Raw genomic sequence first — 18,769 nt, 5'->3', positions numbered from 1 at the left:
CAAACTTGAATTAACACAGTTTGTTATAACAAAGCGAAAATGTCCTACATTTCCTTTGAGGTTTGAGGATGCTAATCACTATGAACGACCGTGAATTACAAAGACTGACGATAATCCAAGATGTCGCACACCATAACCTAAGCCGACGCGACGCTTTAAAGTTATTGGATTTAAGTAACGGCTCATTACTCGTTTCATTCAACAAGGCGCAGCTTCTCTCGCGCATGGAAATCGAGGCAAACCGTCTTCAAATCGTGTCAATGAAAGCGTCAAGCTGCAAGCATTAGAACTCATTCATCAGTACTATTCTGATTTCGGACCAACACTAGCCCACGAAAAACTTCAAGAACTCCATGACGTCTCAGTGTCACTTAAGACTGTCCGACAATGGATGATCGCTGACGGACTTTGGACTCCATATTCTAGACACAAGCCTAGAATCTATCTTATGCCAATACCATAACGGTTAATATAGCCGAACCTACACAAAGTACGAGGTGAATATTGATGCATTTTTTAGCATAAATATTCCAGTGAGTTATTTGATACTTAGACAAGGCTCGAAAAATATTACGTACTTTCTACTTCTGAAGCTATACATGTGATTCAGGCAGTTCTGCACCAATTTGAAGCCATTCGATACAAATTAGTGGTTAAGTGACTGGCCATTCTGCGGCCATTCTGTGGCCATTTTACGGCCATTTTACGGCCATTTGGGATTTTACAGGGTTTAATACGAATAATATTCTAGTGTGAGGATGCTTGTAGATGGCCATCATTTGGCCATGAACTGGCCACGAATTGGCCACGAATTGGCCACGAATTGGCCAGAGAGGTCATGTTTTTTTTAGTAAAAATCATTAAATCAAACGATTTTAGCAGAAAAAATATTTGAGACCCTTCTTTAAGATTTAGAAATTTTTACACTTCTAAACTTTAGAAATTTATAAAGGGCTTCGCCTGAATTTATAGTTCGAAAATAATCTTGTCAAGTGGACAATGTTATTTTTGAGCGGGGGATGACGGGTGGCTGGGGCCGAGCGGTCGGGGGTGTCCCCCATGATGCGGGAATTGATTGGGTGAGAGCTGGCTGTTCTCACCTACCCTCTAATGAATATTTAGCTCAGAATTCAGATTGAATTTCGGTTGGTTAATTTGCATTTTGATGCAGCGTCCCAATGATGCGCCAAACGAACTTTAAGACCGTATAAGGCTTGTATTTGCGAGTTGACTCAGGTTCCGGTTTGGATTGCTCAGGGGATATTTGAGAAGTAATAAAGATGGCTTTTGTTTACTTGAGCGTTGGGGCAATTTAAAATGCGCTGTGATCTATATGTAAGCTTTCATTCCATACAAACTAAAAACGGGACTTTCTCAAGTCCCGTTATTCATAGAGTTTTGATATTAATCACCAGCTTCAAGTTCTTTTCGAACGATGGCGGCTCCAGCGCTTAAGGCGTCTAACTTGGCATTGGCGACACTGCGTGATAATGGCGCCATACCACAGTTAGTACATGGGTATAGCTTATCTGCGTCGACGTATTTGAGCGCAGTTCTTAGAGTTTCTGCGACTTCTTCTGGCGTCTCAATTTCATTGGTCGCAACATCAATTGCACCGACCATGACTTTTTTGCCGCGAATCAGCTCAAGCAGCTCTACAGGAACATGTGAGTTGTGACATTCCAGAGAGATAATGTCGATCTTCGACTTCTGTAACTTTGGAAATACCTCTTCGTATTGGCGCCATTCAGAGCCTAATGTTTTCTTCCAATCGGTGTTCGCTTTAATGCCGTAGCCGTAACAGATGTGGACAGCAGTTTCACACTTAAGGCCTTCGATAGCACGCTCTAAGCATGCGATGCCCCAATCATTAACCTCATCGAAGAATACGTTAAACGCCGGTTCGTCAAACTGGATGATGTCGACACCAGCTGCTTCTAGTTCTTTTGCTTCTTGGTTGAGGATTTTAGCGAATTCCCACGCCAACTTTTCACGGCTCTTGTAATGGTCATCGTAAAGCGTGTCGATCATCGTCATTGGGCCAGGAAGCGCCCACTTAATCGGTTGTTTTGTTTGCGAGCGTAAGAATTTCGCATCTTCAACAAAAACAGGTTTTTGACGTGACACTGGACCTACGACTGTAGGAACACTCGCGTCATAGCGGTCACGGATTTTAACGGTTTTTCTGTTTTCGAAATCAACGCCACTCAAGTGCTCGATGAAAGTCGTCACAAAGTGCTGTCGTGTTTGCTCACCGTCACTGACGATGTCGACGCCAGCAAGTTCTTGAGATTGCAATGACACCCGTAAGGCGTCTTGTTTACCATCGATTAGCTCGTTACCTTGTAACTTCCACGGTGACCATAACTTTTCAGGTTCAGCGAGCCATGAAGGTTTTGGTAGGCTGCCTGCGGTAGAAGTTGGTAGTAATTTTGACATATGTACAATCCCCTAACCTTAAACAGCGAAGCTTGCAGACCATTGGTCTAACGTGTGTTGGAACGGTTTGATAAAGTGCTCTTCAGCGAATTTACCTTGCTTGATTGCTAGCTTGCTACGTTCTTCACGGTCGTACACGATTTGTGTTAGTGAGTGATCTGAGTTCTTCAAGTTTGGTTGGTAACGATTACCAGCAACCGCATTCGCATTGTAGATTTCTGGGCGGTAAATCTTTTGGAAAGTTTCCATTGTACTAATTGTGCTGATCAGTTCTAGGTTGGAGTAGTCGTTAAGCAGGTCGCCAAAGAAGTAGAATGCCAACGGAGCAACACTATTTGGCGGCATGAAGTAACGCACTTCTAGGCCCATTTTCTTAAAGTATTGCTCAGTTAAAGATGATTCGTTTGGTTGATATTCGAAACCTAAAACTGGGTGTTGGTTGTCTGTGCGTTGGTATATTTTATTGTCTGATACGCTTAAGCAGATAACAGGTAGCTTTTTAAAGTTCGCTTTGTATGTGTCAGACTTAATGAACGATTTGAATAAATTGCCGTGTAGTTCACCGAAATTATCAGGAACGCTGAAGCCAGGTTTATCTTTATTATGCTCTAACAATAAAACACTAAAATCGTAATCTCGCACGTATGAAGAGAAGTTATTACCTACTACACCTTCAATGCGTTCATTGGTCGCGTGATCGACAATGTTAGTTTTCAATACCTCGATAGATGGGAAGTTTTCACCTTTGCCTTCAATGTCGATATCGACAGACACGATCTCCAGTTCAACAGAATAGCGGTCTCGATTTGGGTTGTCCCAGCTTGCTAAAGCATTGAAATTATTATTAATCATGTTCAATGCGTTACGAAGATTTCTCTGACGGTTTTCACCACGCGCTAAGTTTGCAAAGTTAGTTGTAATGCGCGTGCTGTCTGAAGGGTGGTAATTTTCATCAAGTCCGATGCTTTTAATCGTAAAGTTAAAATCAGTAGTCATGTTGAGCGGTATCCTATTTCCTGAGTTGAAAGCTTATTTCCTTACTCTCTCTAGGCTTTCTGGATTATTTTTATAGTCCCAGTCATTAGTCACCACAGCTCTATTTAATAATTGAATAACTTCAAATGCCAATATAACTGTAATTGTTTCGCTAGATTTAGAGAAGAATCTATTTTATAGCTCGAATCCAGGTTCGAAAAACAGTGGTAATCCTTCACATTGATTATGAGAAATATTCATGTAGTTATAGGGTGGCATTGATGTGCTACTCAGTTATATTACTTTATCCGTTTGATGATTTGCTTTATATGGAATGCAAACCCTAACAATTAAAAGGAGATTAAGGGTGAGTGAAATAGTACTGATATTGTGTTGTGCTGTGTTAGGTAGCGGCGTTGGTTTCTTAGCTGGGCTATTGGGTATTGGCGGTGGTCTAGTCATCGTCCCAATCTTAAGCATTATATTGCTGCAGTTTGGCGTTCTGCCATCTGAGCAAGTCGTGGTCGTGGCTATTGCAACTTCTTTAGCGTCTATACTCTTTACTTCGACTTCTTCTGCTATCGCTCACCATAAAAATGGTAATGTGCCGTGGGATATCGCACCCTGGATTATGGTCGGGGTTGCATCGGGCGCACTGATCAGTGGCTTTATGGCTGCGCAATTGCCAGACCAAGTCGTTAGAACCATTTTCGCAGTGAGTGTATTTCTTATCGCGGTTAAAATGTTCCTAAGTAGCAAAAGCGACAATGCACCTGAACGTACCTTACCTAATAAAGGTGTGCTGACAGTTCTTACCACTATTACTGGTGCGTTGTCTGCGATGATCGGTATCGGTGGCGGTGCTCTTTTGGTTCCTTTGTTGTCTTTCTTTTCAGTTAACGTCAAAAAGGCGATCGGTTGTGCATCGGCATGTGGGATCATCATCGCGCTGTTTGGGTCTGTCGGTTACGTGAGCTCTGGCCTTCCCTACTTTTCATTGAATGATGGTTTTGCCGGATTTGTTTACGTGCCTGCCTTGCTTGGCATTGTTTCGACGTCATGGTTCACTGCACCATGGGGAGCAAAGGCGACTAACCATCTTCCTGTCGCAACGATTAAGAAAATTTTTGCAGTACTTTTGGTTGTGATGGCCGCAAACATGGCGTTTAATTAGTGCCTTAAGTTTTAGCTGTATACGAGGAGCTCTTCTTGGAATTTAAAGAAACCGAACCTAGCAAGGTTCCTTTTGATTTGCTGCTAGAAGCGGATCCATCCGAAGTGAGTATTTCCTCGTATCTATATGATTCTTGGTGTTTTATTGCTTGTGATAATAATGAAGTACTAGGAGCTTGTATTGCTAAACCACTCACTTCTACCACTGTTGAGATTTTTAATGTCTCAGTACTGCCCAGTCACCAACGTCTTGGTATCGGTACAAAACTTTTAAAGTCGGTGCTTGCAGAGTTGCCAAACAAAGGTATCACTCGCGTAGAACTAGGAACGGGTACCTTTGGCTATCAATTAACGTATTACCAAAGATTGGGTTTTCGCGTTGATTCGGTATCTAAAGACTATTTCCTCATCAATTACAGAGACCCAATATTTGAAAATGGTATCCAGCATAAAGACATGCTGAGGCTGTATATTAATCTCTGATCATCATCTCAACCTACCATTTCGGCTCATTGTCTAATTACTAGGCGAAACTCACCTCGTTTGACGGAGTTTTTTATGTCGATCGTCGCCCTAATTACATAGTGTGATATAATTACAGTTATATCACACTCGTTTGTTAACATAGCCACTATGACGAACTCGAACTTACCTACTCAACGACAAAGCCAAGTGACGCTGTCACCTGAACGTTCTCATAAAGAAACTGTCCAGCAGTGGGAAAAACAAAAAGAGAAGCTTAGTCGCTTTAAACTTAACTTTCCGAACCTTAACGAGAGTTTTGATCCGAATTGGACTGAGTTATCTCTCGTGCGAAAGCACTTAGACGAGTTCGAAGAAAACCGTGGCGGGTTGAGTATTCACACTTTAAAAATGTTGGCGTTCGTTGTTCGTAAATGGGATGAGTACTGTAAAGACCAAAACGTTTATAGCTTTCCTATATACGCCCCTGTCCTATTAACTTGGTTCAAATCGCTTAAGCTAGAATTCGATGTGAAGATCAATACGCTTAAGCAATATCGAGCGCAGCTCAGTCTGTTCCACAAAATCATGAATACGGACGACGTCACTAAACTACCTGCTATCGCCACCTTCTTTAAATCATTGCCAAAAGATGAGATGGAAATTACGGGCTCGCAAGTTATCGAACTGCAAGCTAAACCGTTTCGAAAGCACCATTTGCTGCGATTGATGGATCTGTGGGGCAATGAAAAAAGGGCTGTACCTTATCGAGATCTTGCTGTTCTGACCGTTGCCTATGGCACCCTACTTCGTGAGGGCGAAATTGGTAAAATACGCAAAAAACACATTAAGTTTCTTGAAAATGGCGACATTAACATCGAACGTGTTACATCTAAAACCACAATAAGCCCTGAACCGAAGCGATTAACAGGCCGATTTTCAGCGATTGTAAAACGCTATGTTCAAACCTATTGCCAGCCGCTGGATGCAGATGATTTTATCTTTTGTTGGTTAACCGTAAAAGGAGCAAGGCCAGCAGGCTATCGTCAAACTCCAATGTCGGGCATGACTATCGACCGCATTTATCAGCGCGCCCACGATCTGCTCGTCGATCTGGGTGACGTTGTCACATCAACAGAGGCGCATCGAAACATATGGAGTGGGCACTCTAGCCGTGTCGGTGCATTACAAGATGGTTATCATGCAGGTTTAAATTTAACCCAGCTCATTCAACTTGGTGATTGGAAAAGCAATGAAATGGTACTGCGCTATTTGAGAGGTTTGAATAACCAAGACAGTCCAAACCTCATGCTCCAGGGTTAAAAACGCATCCCTTTAACATTTAATTAAAACATCAGCTTACGCAGAATGCGTGTAAGTCTTTTATTCCGAGTTCCGCCACAGCAATAATCATCTCTGGTGACACATCATCCATAGAGTGAACTGACAAGCCATTGAGAAAAGTGGCCATGAAATGCGTCATCACTTGTGGATCAGCAGATTCAATTAATTGGCCTTCATTTTGAGCCTTTGTGAATCTTGTTAGTAGTATGTCACCCATCTCTTTTCGACAGTCCATCATCGCCTGTTTTATCGGGCTAGCATCAGTGCTACATGCTAAAGCGCCCTGGATCATCAAACAACCTTTTGGTTTATCTTTACAGCTATGTGCTTCTGCACACCCAATGATGATGTCCGTGATCACCTTACGTATGTCAGACTGTTCTAATGCATGATAAAAATATTCTGATTCACGGGCTTTATACATTTCGACCGCTTTAAGAAACAGTTGTTCTTTATTGCCAAAGGCGGAATACATGCTGGGTTTATTGATGCCCATCGCCTTGGTCAAGTCAGAAAGAGATGTTCCCTCAAACCCTTGTTCCCAAAACACTTTTAACGCTTCTTCTAACGCCTTTTCTTGGTCAAAACTGCGTGGTCGACCTGCTGTACCGACTACCATAATCTAACTACCACTTATTCGTTCAATCCCCTAAATGGTAATGCGGCAGGCATACGTTGTCCATATGTTGTAACCATTCATTCTATAAATTTTACTTGATCAATATCAAAAGCCAGGATTATTATACCGATCGGTACAAAACTAACATAAGGATAGCGAGATGGTAGGCAAACACCTTAGAACGCCTCTTCTACTAATCTCAATTGCAGCGCCATTGGTGTTGTCTGGATGTCAAGATTCACGCGCCGAAGCACCAGCATCAGCGCCGCCACCACCAACGGTTGAAGTGGCACAAGTGCTTGTAGAACAGGTTACCGAGCTTGATCAATACACTGGTCGATTAGAATCACCTCAAACCGTCACCGTGATGCCTCGTGTGTCGGGTTACGTAGACCGTGTTCACTTCCGCGAAGGCCATCTCGTAGAAGCTGGAGACGTGCTTTTCTCAATCGACAATCGTTTGTTTGTTGCTGAAGTTAACCGTTTGAAAGCGGAACTTAGCAGTGCTCAAACAAGCTTGAATCAAGCAATCAAAGATTATGAACGTGCACAAAGACTAAGCAAAACCAAAGCGATTTCACAAGAGACCGTTGATGCACGTTTTGCGGATCAACAGCGCAGTGTTGCAAGTGTTTCAGCTCTTAAAGCTGCTTTGGCAAAAGCAGAACTAGACCTTGAATTCACTCTGGTTCGCGCGCCGATTGCAGGCAAAGTTTCTTTCGCAGAAGTGACCAAAGGTAACTATGTAACTACGGGTCAAACCGTTCTTACGTCACTGGTATCTACTTCGAAAATGTACGCTTATTTCGACATTGATGAGCGTAGTTTCCTTAAATATCAAAAGATTAATAACCTCATCTCAGCGGATGGTGAAATTGAAAATGTCGTCCAAATGTCGTTAGCTAACGATACCGATTTCCCTCATATCGGTTACATCGACTTTGTAGACAATGCGATTGACGAAGCAACGGGAACCATCCAAGTTCGTGCCGTTTTTGATAACGCGGATAAGAAATTTCTACCGGGTATGTTCGCGAAGATGCGTATCGCGGGTTCAGATAGCTACCAAGGTGTGTTGATTGATAACAAAGCGATTGGTACCGACCTGAATAACAAGTATGTCTTAGTTTTAGGCGATGACAATATTGTCCAATACCGAGCAATCTCTCTTGGTGAAGGCCTTAACGGCCTGCGCATTGTATTGGATGGCCTAAAAGGCGACGAAAAGATTGTCGTTAATGGCTTACAACGCGTTCGTGCCAACATGCCTGTTACCCCTGATGAAGTTGCAATGGCTGATGAAAACACCCTTGCCAATATTCGCCAGCAACAAGCATTACGAGACCAGCAGCGCAGTGAACTACTGACTCTGCAAGTGAAGCAATAAAGGAACCGTTGCAATGTTTTCTCAGTTCTTTATTCGTCGGCCGATCTTTGCATCCGTGCTGTCGATACTCATATTCATTGGTGGTGCATTGTCTGTATGGCAACTGCCTATCACTGAATACCCTGAAGTTGTTCCTCCGACTGTCGTTGTAACAGCAACTTACCCAGGCGCGAACCCGAAAGTTATTGCGGATACCGTCGCGTCTCCTCTCGAAGAAGAGATTAACGGCGTAGAAGACATGCTGTATATGTCTTCTCAAGCGACTTCAGATGGTGTGATGACGTTAACCGTCACCTTCGCCATTGGTGCCGACGTGGACAAAGCGCAAACCCTAGTTCAAAGCCGTGTTGATCGTGCCCTACCTCGTTTGCCTGAAACTGTTCAACGACTTGGTGTTGTGACGGAAAAGTCATCACCAGACTTAACCATGGTCGTTCACTTGGTGTCGCCTGATGAGCGTTATGACCTACTTTATCTTGCGAACTATGCAGCGCTTAACGTTAAAGATAAACTTGCCCGAATCGAAGGTGTGGGTGCCGTTCGCCTGTTTGGTGGTGGCGAATACAGTATGCGTATTTGGCTTGATCCAAACAAGGTCGCAAGCCTAGACCTCAATCCTAGTGAAGTGATTTCTGCGATTCGCGAGCAGAACCAACAAGCTGCAGCAGGTAGCCTTGGTGCTCAACCAAGTGGTTCGTCAGACTTCCAACTGCTTATTAATGTCAAAGGACGTTTAAGCGAGGTTGAAGAGTTCGAGAACATCATCATCAAGGTTGGTGAAGATGGTCAGATCAACCGTTTGAAGGATGTCGCTCGTATTGAATTAGGTGCCGAAACCTACTCACTTCGTTCACTACTTGATAACCAAGACGCCGTTGCCATTCCAATCTTCCAAGCTTCTGGTTCAAACGCGATTCAGATCTCTGATGACGTAAGAGCGAAAATGGAAGAGCTGTCAGCTAGCTTCCCTCAAGGTGTGAGCTACGAGATTGTTTACGACCCAACGGTATTTGTTCGTGGTTCTATTGAAGCGGTAGTGCAAACACTGCTTGAAGCGGTATTACTTGTTGTACTAGTTGTTGTTCTGTTCTTGCAAACTTGGCGCGCATCGATCATCCCATTGGTTGCGGTTCCAGTTTCGCTAGTCGGTACATTCGCTTTCATGTACTTGATGGGCTTCTCTTTAAATGCTCTGTCACTGTTTGGTCTAGTACTTGCTATCGGTATCGTGGTTGATGATGCGATCGTGGTGGTCGAAAACGTCGAGCGAAACATCGAAGAAGGTCTTGCTCCTATTGCGGCGACAGAAAAAGCGATGCGAGAGGTTACAGGCCCAATTGTTGCGACTACCTTGGTGCTCGCTGCGGTATTCATCCCGACTGCGTTTATGTCTGGCTTAACGGGTCAGTTCTATAAACAATTTGCGTTGACCATTACCATCTCGACCTTCATTTCAGCTATTAACTCGCTGACTTTGAGTCCGGCTCTTTCTGCCCTACTGTTACGTGGTCACGACCAACCAAAAGATTGGCTCACTCGTGCAATGGATGGTTTGTTCGGACGCTTCGTATTTACCCCATTCAATAAGCTATTTAACAAAGGTTCTATCGCTTACGGTTACGCGGTGAAGAAGAGCATTCGACTTGGCGCACTGATTGGTGTGATGTATGTTGGCCTGCTTGGCTTAACGGCTTACCAATTCGATCAGACTCCTACGGGGTATGTACCAGGTCAAGATAAGCAGTACTTGGTTGCGTTCGCACAATTACCAGACGCGGCTTCACTTGAGCGTACCGATGCAGTGATTCGTGAGATGTCTGAGATTGCTTTGGCACAACCAGGCGTTGAGCACTCCGTGGCATTCCCAGGTCTGAGCATTAACGGGTTCACCAATAGTCCAAATAGCGGCATCGTATTTACTCCGTTGGCTGATTTCGACGAACGTCAAGATCCTAGTCTTAGCGCAAATGCGATTGCAGGTCAGCTGAACCAAAAATTTGCTTCTATCCCTGATGCATTCATCGCGATCTTCCCACCACCACCGGTTCAAGGTCTGGGTACGATTGGTGGTTTCCGTTTGCAGATCCAAGATAGAGCGAACCACGGCTACGAAGCACTATACGGTGTCACTCAACAAGTGATCATGAAAGCATGGGCGCACCCGGCACTAACTGGTGTGTTCTCAAGCTATCAAGTTAATGTTCCACAGTTAGACCTGGATGTTGACCGTACAAAAGCGCTCAAGCAAGACCTATCATTAGACGATGTTTTCTCTACTCTACAATCGTATATGGGGAGCACTTACGTCAATGATATCAACCGCTTTGGTCGTACATACCAAGTGAACGTTCAGGCCGACGAAGAGTTCCGTCAAACACCAGAGCAGATTCGCCAGCTAGAGGTTCGAAATGCGAACGGTGAAATGATTCCTTTGGGCGCGTTTGTTGATGTGAATTACAGTGCTGGTCCTGATCGTGTGATGCATTACAACGCTTACACCACAGCAGAAATCAATGGTAGCCCTATGCCAGGTTTCAGCTCAGGTGAAGCGCAAGCGGCGATTGAGCAGATCCTTGCAGAGACACTACCGATTGGTATGACTTACGAATGGACAGAGCTGACCTACCAACAGAAGTTGGCCGGTGATACAGCTATGTTGATCTACCCACTGGTTATCTTGTTGGTGTTCCTTGTACTTGCTGCGCAATACGAAAGTGTACGTCTTCCGATGGCAATCATCTTAATCATTCCTATGACGCTTCTATCAGCGATCAGCGGCGTGATTCTATGGGGTAGCGATAACAATATCTTCACTCAAATTGGTCTAATCGTATTGGTTGGCTTGGCAACTAAAAACGCCATCCTAATCGTGGAATTTGCGAAAGAGTTGCAAGATAAAGGTCGCACTGTGATGGAGGCTGTTCTTGAAGCATCACGCTTACGTCTTCGCCCAATCTTGATGACGTCGATTGCCTTCATCATGGGTGTGGTTCCAATGGTGTTCTCTACCGGTGCCGGTGCCGAAATGAGACAAGCAATGGGTATCGCTGTGTTCTCTGGCATGATTGGTGTAACCATATTCGGTCTGCTACTCACGCCACTGTTCTACTACGTATTGGCTAAACGTACTCCTAAAGAGGAAAGTGACAACACAGAGCAAGTTGCACTAGAGCCGATTAACGAATCCACTGTCTAATCCTTTATTTTGAGTGATTAGAAAGGCAGCCCGTGCTATTTGGGGCTGCTTTTTTTCGTTAAGGATTCAACAACCATTCCAGCCGTTATTTTTTGCTCAGTCTAGAAACTGTTGAATATCGTCGACGTCCATTAACTCTGGCGATAAATACCGCTCTGCATAGTTGCGATAAACACCACTGGTTAACAGTAGGTGAAAAATCTCTTTATCGATATGTTCATTCTCCGCCATTTTAGAAAGGATGCTGATCGCTTCACTCAATGGTTTGGCTTTTTTGTATGGTCTATCTGAGGCGGTCAACGCCTCGAATATATCAGCCACAACCAGTATTCTTTCTGGAATCGATAGTTCACTTTCATCCAAACCGCGTGGATAGCCAGTCCCCTTTAAAGTCTCATGGTGGGTCGTCGCATATCTTGCAACACGCGCCAATTCAGGTGGGAATGGGATACTCTCGAGCATTTTGATGCCACTGATCATATGCTCATTGATTTTAAAACGCTCTTCGTTAGTCAATGTCCCGCGTCTAATCGAAAGGTTGTACAACTCACCGTGGTTATACAGCTTTTCAGGAACCTTCATGTTGATGCCATACTCTGCGAGATTCACAAATGGATGGTCTCTCTCAATCACATGTTCCAAACGATCCGTGAGCAGTTTTTCTTTAGCCGGTGTTGGTTGTGGTTGATGTCTTGTCTCTTCAAGCGGCGACAATCCAAGCCCTGAATCGAAATAGCGAGTCCATTGAGTTTCGGCAAGCTGCTGGATGCGCTCTACGTCTTCGTCAGACATAAACTCTTTACCAACATTCGCATTGGCCACAAAAGCAAACTTTTCACGAAGCTCTTGCAACTCAGAATGTAATACATGTTCTAAATCGATCTCTTGGTCTAGACGTGATAAAAGGTATTCGATCTGCGCATCTCGCCACAGCACTTCAAAGCGCATCCGTACTTCATGAATACGGTTGTAGTTTGTTTCTAGCTTACTCCCCTTATCGACCACATACTCCGGCGTCGCTATCTTGCCGCAATCATGCAACCAAGCAGCAATTCGAAACTCACGTCTTTCTTCATCGTTTTCAAACTTAAAGCAGGCGAGCGAGCCGTGATTCGATTGCTCAGCCGCTTCAGAGAGCATCAAGGCTATCTCAGGTACGCGATTACAGTGGCCTGCTGTATACGGCGATTTTTCATCGATCGCACGCGCGATCAATTGGATCATCGATTCGAAAAACAAGTTCTGTTGCTCTTCAAAATGTTTCAGCGAATTACTACCTCTCGTTACCGATAGACCTAATTGGTGAATTTCTTCAATGCGACTATGAACCCGTTGCACCTTATCGTATTGACGATTGCGAACGAATCTGACTTGTTGGCGAAGTAGGTTAATTGGGTTGGCAATCGGTGCTGCCATCGCCCACGCTAGTGGAATCAGCAGCAGCAACACAAAAAATGAGCCGCCCACGGAATACCACGTTGTCTCTCGAACGCCGGCCATGATGTAAGACTTAGGAACGAGCACAGCAAAATAACGCTCATCTTTGTAGGTTAGCTCCGAGGTATAGAGATACTTTTCAATACCGTTGATCGTTACAAGCTCTACCGTTCCTCGCTGGGACAAAGTGCTCGTTAAATCGAGAAGCTCAGGATAAGGCAAGAACGTGTGGGTGGACTGAACAGCTTTTGAAGAGAACCATTTATCTTTGAGCTCTTGTCTGTGTTCGTCACTGAATGAAGCAATAGCTAGATTGATGATATCAACCACATCGCGATATTCATCCCTTACCGCAAAATATATTTCCCGTGACAGGATTGGAGATTCGATAGGTATCACCTTAAGGTTCTCGCGAAACTTCTCACGAATTTTGGAAAGCAGTACCTGCTTGAGGTCCAACACCGCATCGATCCGACCCTGTTGGAGATCGTCAATGGCCGTGTGTAACGAAGAGTATGAAGTGAAGCGTAAATTCGGATGCACCTGCTCGATATTGTCTTGTATGCTCCAACCTCTCAGTATCCCAATTCGCTTGTCGGTAATATCTTCAAACGTCTCAAGTTCGTTGTTATCGCTGTTCATCAAAAGTGCAAAGTTAACTCGGTACAATGAGTCACCAACCACACTAGTTTGGTCAAAGTTGGAGGGATCTGATAGTGAGTGGAGAATATCAATATTTCCTACGTCAAAATCAGTAACCAGGTCATCCCAAGAGCCGTCATTTACAAACTTAAATTTCAACCCTGTCATCTCGGAAATGACTCTAAACAGATCGATTGCAAAACCATTTGGGCGCCCTCCTACCGTATAGTCCAATGGTGCCCAATCATGCTGATTCGATACTTTTAACTCTGGCGTTCTTTCTACCAAACGCTGCTGCTCTTCAGAAAGTGGGATAGGACTAACAAGCGGGATGCTGTCATCAATTTCGATCGCTTGATTCGTTGCGATCAGGCGGCCGTCACGTCTGAAAACAAAAGCCTGTGCTTGTGGTTGCCTTTTGTTTTCAACAAAACGATTGGTTAAACGAGATTCCAAGGATGACAATAAAACATCGACACCGACGACAACATCGCTACCACTGACTTTGAACGAAAAGGTCTCACCGGTAAGTTTTAATGTGTTGAAAAGGTATGGGGAGGTATTATAGATCCGCTCTGAATTCGCATTTTTATACCAGCTACGCTGGGTAGGAAGAAAGTTGCTGTACTCTTTTTCGCTTTGACTTGGTTTGAATGATTGGTCGTAAAAGGTGGATGTTTTAGTACGCTCCCTACCCTCACCTTGATGAACAATGACCAACCACTTGTCATTTTCGTTGGCGCCCACTCTTTCTCTTATATCAGCAGACTCCAAATGAATGATTTGTAAAAAGTCGTTATTCGATTGAGCAACGAAAATGCTATGAAGGCTTGGATCTCTTAGTAACAACTTAGATAAGGGCAGCGCAATGTTCTCCGTAGGAACGTCTGTGCCAATGAGCGTAACAAGTTGACCACCACTTCGCGCCACGTTCTCAGCGACATTTTGAAGGTTTGAAAAATAATCGGAGATACCGGACGCAATCGTCTGATAACGCGTTAAAGTGTGTTTTAGTTCTGTCTGACTGGCGAAGTAGTATTGTAGAGAAATAGCGACGCCTGCCGTCGTAAAAGCGCAAAATACGAACATTAGGCCCAAAACAACTCTCAATGAGATGCGACGATGCGTTCTCTTTTCCATGTCTATATTCCGCCATTCCACTATGAATCGAATCCAACCTAATCCTACAAAGGCCACGTTTATCATGTCGGCAGAGCACCAAATCTGTAACACGAATAGACTTATTATGGCCTCAATATGCACAGTATGGAGCACATAGTTTAGATTGTACGAAAGACCAACTGGTTTATACGAATCAATTAGTTTATCGGATTAATAGAAAATGGTTTCTGTGTAGAAAAGACTATCCATCAGGCTACGTAGCCTCGGTTGTTATGTCTGCTCTAACGTTTTCAGAGAGCTAGGGACAATGATCTTATGCACTGGAGCCACGAAGAACATGTACGCTTTACCCCAACGGTTGTGTACGTGAACTACAGTCGTTGCATGCACGGTCACCTTCTCCCTTTGAAGATCCAACAAAAATGACACTCTCACATCCAGATGCTTGTCACTATCTTCCAGCACGATCTCATTATCTGTATTGCTTACCAGCGTAAAAATACCAAGGCGATCGCCGACCTTAAGGTTATCTGGCTCTATATCCATTGCTGCATCTTGTAGCCGACCTAAGTGCTTTAATCCAAACATCGACACGACCCTATTTCTCATCGCCATCAAGAAGGAAATCCAAGCGGGTGTTTGTTTCGCTATTTCAAGGTAAACATCGAGGGCAGTTTGGCCCTTGTCGGGTACTTCACAAGAAAAGCTATCTGCGAAATATGAGCCTTTCGCATAACTAAACAGCGCTGAGTTTTGAGGGATTTCCATATCTCATCCTTGAACAGAAAGCTAATTTAGGTCTCGAACAACGCTGTAAAGAAACGAAGTTCCAACTTTAGATATTAAAAAGGCGCTTTGCTTGATTATAAAAGAAGCTAACCATCGTTCCTGCCACAATAAACAAGCTTAAATCGATAATGGCATACTTGAAACTGAACGGGTCAGAGAACAGTTGATAACTAAACCCGAACTGAGAACCGATAAACTTAGCCAAAACAACGGTAGCTATAACAAGAACAATATTCACTTTTCCACCTTAAACTTACTATTGGACTGGAACTCACTCCACCAGCCCAATAAAGCCCGCGTCATGGAATACACGTTAACATCAACTCGAAGCATTTAGCGCGATCAAAAGGGAGAAATAGTAAGCCTTGCGAATCAGATCAAATTACTTTTTTTGCCCGAGTACGCATTCTACAAATGCTGATTTTTTTCGGCGATAGTCATCATGAAACCACCCCTCACAAGACATTTTTAGTTCATTATACTGTTGAACCAACTCAGGGTTTTGACGAAGTTGGTTTCTAAAGCTCACAAACATCTCAAACTCAGGTCCATGTGCGACTACTTGAAAAGCAACATCCTCACCTGAATAACTTTCAAGCATGCATAACTCTGGTGTTCTCAACGTATCGGTTTTTTCTTTAAAGCCTAAGTTGGAAAGTAGTTTTACCGCTCTCTCCAATTCGTTACCGTCAACACCAACCAATATGTCAAGATCACCTTTAGAGACAGCATTAGGAATTGAAGACGCTCCAACATGTTCTATCACAGCATCTGGAAGTAAAGCCGCTATTTCACGTGCATACTTAAAAAACATATCCTTGCAAGCGGGCTGATATTTCTCTGCTTTGTAAAACTTCATACGTTCTCCAAGAAACGATTATATGATTTGAAGTGCTGAGAAACACTCCTAACTTGTTTTAAACATGCGAGCCAGTTGATAACGCATTTCTATTAGTTGGTGTTCACCTACAATCTCAACTTCCTGTACGAAGATAAAGCCAAATTTTTCATAATAGTTTCTTAAGTAGCTGTGCGCATGAATTTCAATTGACTCAACACCTTGCTGCTCAGCATAGTTAACCAACGCTTTCACAACTTCTGACGCGATACCTTGTCCTCGGTAAGCTTTTAACACGGCAACTCGCGCCATAACCGACGAACCATCGGGTTTAATGAGTAGTCGTGCTGTCGCTATCGCTTGGTTGGCGTCCATAACTAAAGCATGAACTGAAGTATTGTCTAGACCATCTAAATCCAGTTCATTCGGAATACTCTGCTCAACACTAAACACCTGAAATCGTATAGCCTGAGCTTGTTCGATAATCTCAGGAGACGTTCCAATGATCACTTCCATGTAATTTTTCCTTTTGGACAACTAAAGGCCTTCTAGGCGATAAGTCGTACTGACCCGTCTATTGTCGTCGCAGCTCTTGTTGTACACGCAACTCGTTTATAAATGTATCCGCATTTTGAGGACTTGTTATCCTAATAAACTCGATATGACTGTATTTCGGGTCATTGAACAATTCGGTGTAACGAACTCGATTTTTCTTGTACGTTTTCAGTGTCCAAAGAATGATTGAGTCTTTACTGAGGAAAGATTTTTTAAACGATTCAACATTACCCGCTTTGCCCCATAATTCCTGCTTGGTCACAATGCGGGTCAAAGCCCTTTTCACGGCTTGGAATACTGTTCTTTGAAAAGAGTAATCAACCCAAATGATGGTATCGGCTCTACTCCATTTGATTTCAGACGTTCGAGTGTAGTTACCATCTAGAACCCAACATTCGCCACTTAACTTCTCAATCAAGTTCTCAAAAAACTCTTCATCTGAAGGCTCTTGCCAATTGGGCTTCCAGAAGATCTCATCCATCTCCAAATAAGGGCACTTTAGCTCATTTGCGAGCTTGAGGCTGAAAGTACTTTTCCCACTACCGCTAGTACCTATTACATTGATTCTTTTCATCGTCCGACCTATTTTTAAGCGTGAGTAAACAGCACCTTAGTCACATACAAGAAACTTGCAGACCTATTAAATGATTTTCTATGTGAACTCTCGATTGAAACGCCGAACTTTTGTGCGCATATTTTTCATTGGTGACGACGTATTAAACTGAATCATACGCCCCAAAGTCCACTGCTCATACCATGCAACGCCATATAAATCTTGGTCACTTAAACTTGCAACGAGTAAAAGTATCTCGCTAACTGTAGACTCAAGTTCCGCGAGTAGATCATTGTATTTCCAGTCACGATACTCTTCGTGAAAGCTCTCTGCGAGTGGACCCAACTGGTTCCATTTGTAACCTGTTTCGGGGAAATCAACGTGTTGATCTTGGGACTTTAGGCGATACCATTTAAGGACGAGTTTGCCCCAACCAATCAAGTAAGCCACTGTGTCAGAAACGCTAATGACCGTACCCTTCACGTTTCCTTCTACACCCAATTGGCGCGCTTTGTTTTCCGGAATAGACCGATACTCAGCCATGAGCTTCGGAAATATTGAAGTTATAGCTAGCTCTAATTCATCCTTGTTTCTTGGTACAGAAGACATTTAAACCTCCATTTAAATCATAACTAGTACCACTTGCTCAGCGGATAGGCTTCCATATGAGAGGAATCTTAATTTCAATACTAAGAGACCATACAAACCGAGAGAAGGATGGTGACAAACATTGGGTTATTGAAACCATCCTCAGATCAGAGTGAGTCGTAGTAATCACCATTCTTGTGTCGGAAAAATACATTACAATAAGTCAACTCAAATTGTTCTTTGTCCCCAGTGAGTACATGAACGTAAGGATTTAACTCTAGGACAACTGTAGTGGTGCGAGACGATTTAAGATCTTCATATAACTGTCTTTTTTTGTCTTCATTTTGTGAGTAAGGCATTCGCACAATTATATTTTTATTGCAGTTTGGCGCTGGAATCGGAAACTTTTCTTTAGGAATCAAAACTGAAAATTGTCCACCAGCATTAAATCCATAACGTTCATCCAGTTGGTACTCTCCTGCAACCAGCTCGTACTTCATATGATAATAATCGAAATACTTACCAGGGGTGGTTTTCACCAAATTCGCATGCGAAAAACCACTGAAAATCATTATGGATATCAGTGTTAAATATTTCATTATGTCCTTCTTTTATTTCAGCGCTCTAGTACATATCAATAAGCGATATAC

17 protein-coding genes are annotated in these 18,769 nt (G+C 43.4%); 6 read left to right on the top strand and 11 right to left on the bottom strand.

All coding sequences use genetic code 11. From position 1 onward, the window contains the following. Positions 1-80 precede the first annotated feature (80 nt). Positions 81-287: a hypothetical protein gene (locus tag FIV04_RS27040; RefSeq protein WP_172974326.1), complete on the top strand. Its 207-nt coding sequence runs from the start codon at positions 81-83 to the stop codon at positions 285-287. 1,117 nt (positions 288-1,404) lie between these two features. Here FIV04_RS27040 and FIV04_RS24545 read toward each other — a convergent pair. Together FIV04_RS24545 and FIV04_RS24540 are read right to left on the bottom strand one after the other, a co-directional pair. Further along, the gene (locus FIV04_RS24545) at positions 1,405-2,439 is read right to left on the bottom strand and encodes a methionine synthase (protein WP_152471015.1); all 1,035 of its coding nucleotides are present in this window, start codon (positions 2,437-2,439) and stop codon (positions 1,405-1,407) included. An 18-nt stretch (positions 2,440-2,457) separates the two neighbouring features. Further along, the gene (locus tag FIV04_RS24540; protein WP_152471014.1) at positions 2,458-3,435 is read right to left on the bottom strand and encodes a DUF1852 domain-containing protein; all 978 of its coding nucleotides are present in this window, start codon (positions 3,433-3,435) and stop codon (positions 2,458-2,460) included. Between the two features lie 346 nt (positions 3,436-3,781). On the opposite strand from FIV04_RS24540, the gene FIV04_RS24535 reads away from it, so the two are divergent. The 3 genes from FIV04_RS24535 (at position 3,782) to FIV04_RS24525 (ending at position 6,372) form a co-directional block, all read left to right on the top strand. Beyond that, positions 3,782-4,588 (top strand): sulfite exporter TauE/SafE family protein, encoded by an 807-nt coding sequence (locus FIV04_RS24535; protein WP_152471013.1) that lies wholly within the window; start codon positions 3,782-3,784, stop codon positions 4,586-4,588. 35 nt (positions 4,589-4,623) lie between these two features. Beyond that, positions 4,624-5,070, top strand: a complete 447-nt coding sequence (locus tag FIV04_RS24530) for a GNAT family N-acetyltransferase (protein WP_152471012.1) — start codon at positions 4,624-4,626, stop codon at positions 5,068-5,070. 150 nt (positions 5,071-5,220) lie between these two features. Further along, positions 5,221-6,372, top strand: a complete 1,152-nt coding sequence (locus FIV04_RS24525) for a tyrosine-type recombinase/integrase (protein WP_152471011.1) — start codon at positions 5,221-5,223, stop codon at positions 6,370-6,372. 31 nt (positions 6,373-6,403) lie between these two features. Here the strand turns inward: FIV04_RS24525 and FIV04_RS24520 are convergent, their stop codons facing one another. Beyond that, complete coding sequence (locus FIV04_RS24520; protein ID WP_152471010.1) at positions 6,404-7,012, bottom strand: TetR/AcrR family transcriptional regulator; 609 nt, start codon at positions 7,010-7,012, stop codon at positions 6,404-6,406. A 160-nt stretch (positions 7,013-7,172) separates the two neighbouring features. On the opposite strand from FIV04_RS24520, the gene FIV04_RS24515 reads away from it, so the two are divergent. Together FIV04_RS24515 and FIV04_RS24510 are read left to right on the top strand one after the other, a co-directional pair. After that, positions 7,173-8,399 carry an efflux RND transporter periplasmic adaptor subunit gene (locus FIV04_RS24515; protein ID WP_152471009.1) on the top strand — a complete coding sequence of 409 codons (1,227 nt, stop codon included), beginning with the start codon at positions 7,173-7,175 and terminating at the stop codon, positions 8,397-8,399. A gap of 13 nt (positions 8,400-8,412) precedes the next feature. Beyond that, positions 8,413-11,595: an efflux RND transporter permease subunit gene (locus FIV04_RS24510; RefSeq protein WP_152471008.1), complete on the top strand. Its 3,183-nt coding sequence runs from the start codon at positions 8,413-8,415 to the stop codon at positions 11,593-11,595. A gap of 96 nt (positions 11,596-11,691) precedes the next feature. On the opposite strand, the gene FIV04_RS24505 is transcribed toward FIV04_RS24510, so the two are convergent. From FIV04_RS24505 to FIV04_RS24470, 8 genes are all read right to left on the bottom strand, one after another. Next, positions 11,692-14,814 (bottom strand): HD domain-containing phosphohydrolase, encoded by a 3,123-nt coding sequence (locus FIV04_RS24505; protein WP_152471007.1) that lies wholly within the window; start codon positions 14,812-14,814, stop codon positions 11,692-11,694. A gap of 252 nt (positions 14,815-15,066) precedes the next feature. Continuing rightward, complete coding sequence (locus FIV04_RS24500; RefSeq protein WP_152471006.1) at positions 15,067-15,564, bottom strand: DUF2867 domain-containing protein; 498 nt, start codon at positions 15,562-15,564, stop codon at positions 15,067-15,069. 67 nt (positions 15,565-15,631) lie between these two features. Then, positions 15,632-15,823 (bottom strand): hypothetical protein, encoded by a 192-nt coding sequence (locus FIV04_RS24495; RefSeq protein ID WP_150897539.1) that lies wholly within the window; start codon positions 15,821-15,823, stop codon positions 15,632-15,634. Between the two features lie 144 nt (positions 15,824-15,967). Continuing rightward, positions 15,968-16,444 carry a GrpB family protein gene (locus FIV04_RS24490; RefSeq protein ID WP_152471005.1) on the bottom strand — a complete coding sequence of 159 codons (477 nt, stop codon included), beginning with the start codon at positions 16,442-16,444 and terminating at the stop codon, positions 15,968-15,970. A gap of 48 nt (positions 16,445-16,492) precedes the next feature. After that, on the bottom strand, positions 16,493-16,939 hold the full coding sequence (locus tag FIV04_RS24485) for a GNAT family N-acetyltransferase (protein WP_152471004.1): 447 nt from the start codon (positions 16,937-16,939) through the stop codon (positions 16,493-16,495). A 58-nt stretch (positions 16,940-16,997) separates the two neighbouring features. Further along, a complete protein-coding gene (locus FIV04_RS24480) occupies positions 16,998-17,552 on the bottom strand; it encodes an adenylate kinase (protein ID WP_152471003.1) in 555 nt (184 codons plus the stop codon). 78 nt (positions 17,553-17,630) lie between these two features. Beyond that, the gene (locus tag FIV04_RS24475; RefSeq protein ID WP_152471002.1) at positions 17,631-18,140 is read right to left on the bottom strand and encodes a ClbS/DfsB family four-helix bundle protein; all 510 of its coding nucleotides are present in this window, start codon (positions 18,138-18,140) and stop codon (positions 17,631-17,633) included. A 146-nt stretch (positions 18,141-18,286) separates the two neighbouring features. Next, a complete protein-coding gene (locus FIV04_RS24470; protein ID WP_152471001.1) occupies positions 18,287-18,718 on the bottom strand; it encodes a hypothetical protein in 432 nt (143 codons plus the stop codon). Positions 18,719-18,769: the final 51 nt, after the last annotated feature.

The organism is Vibrio sp. THAF190c, assembly GCF_009363355.1.
GTDB classification, from domain to species: Bacteria; Pseudomonadota; Gammaproteobacteria; order Enterobacterales; family Vibrionaceae; genus Vibrio; species Vibrio fortis_A.
Note: the sequence above shows the minus strand (reverse complement) of the source record. Positions and strands in the feature narration are given on the sequence as shown.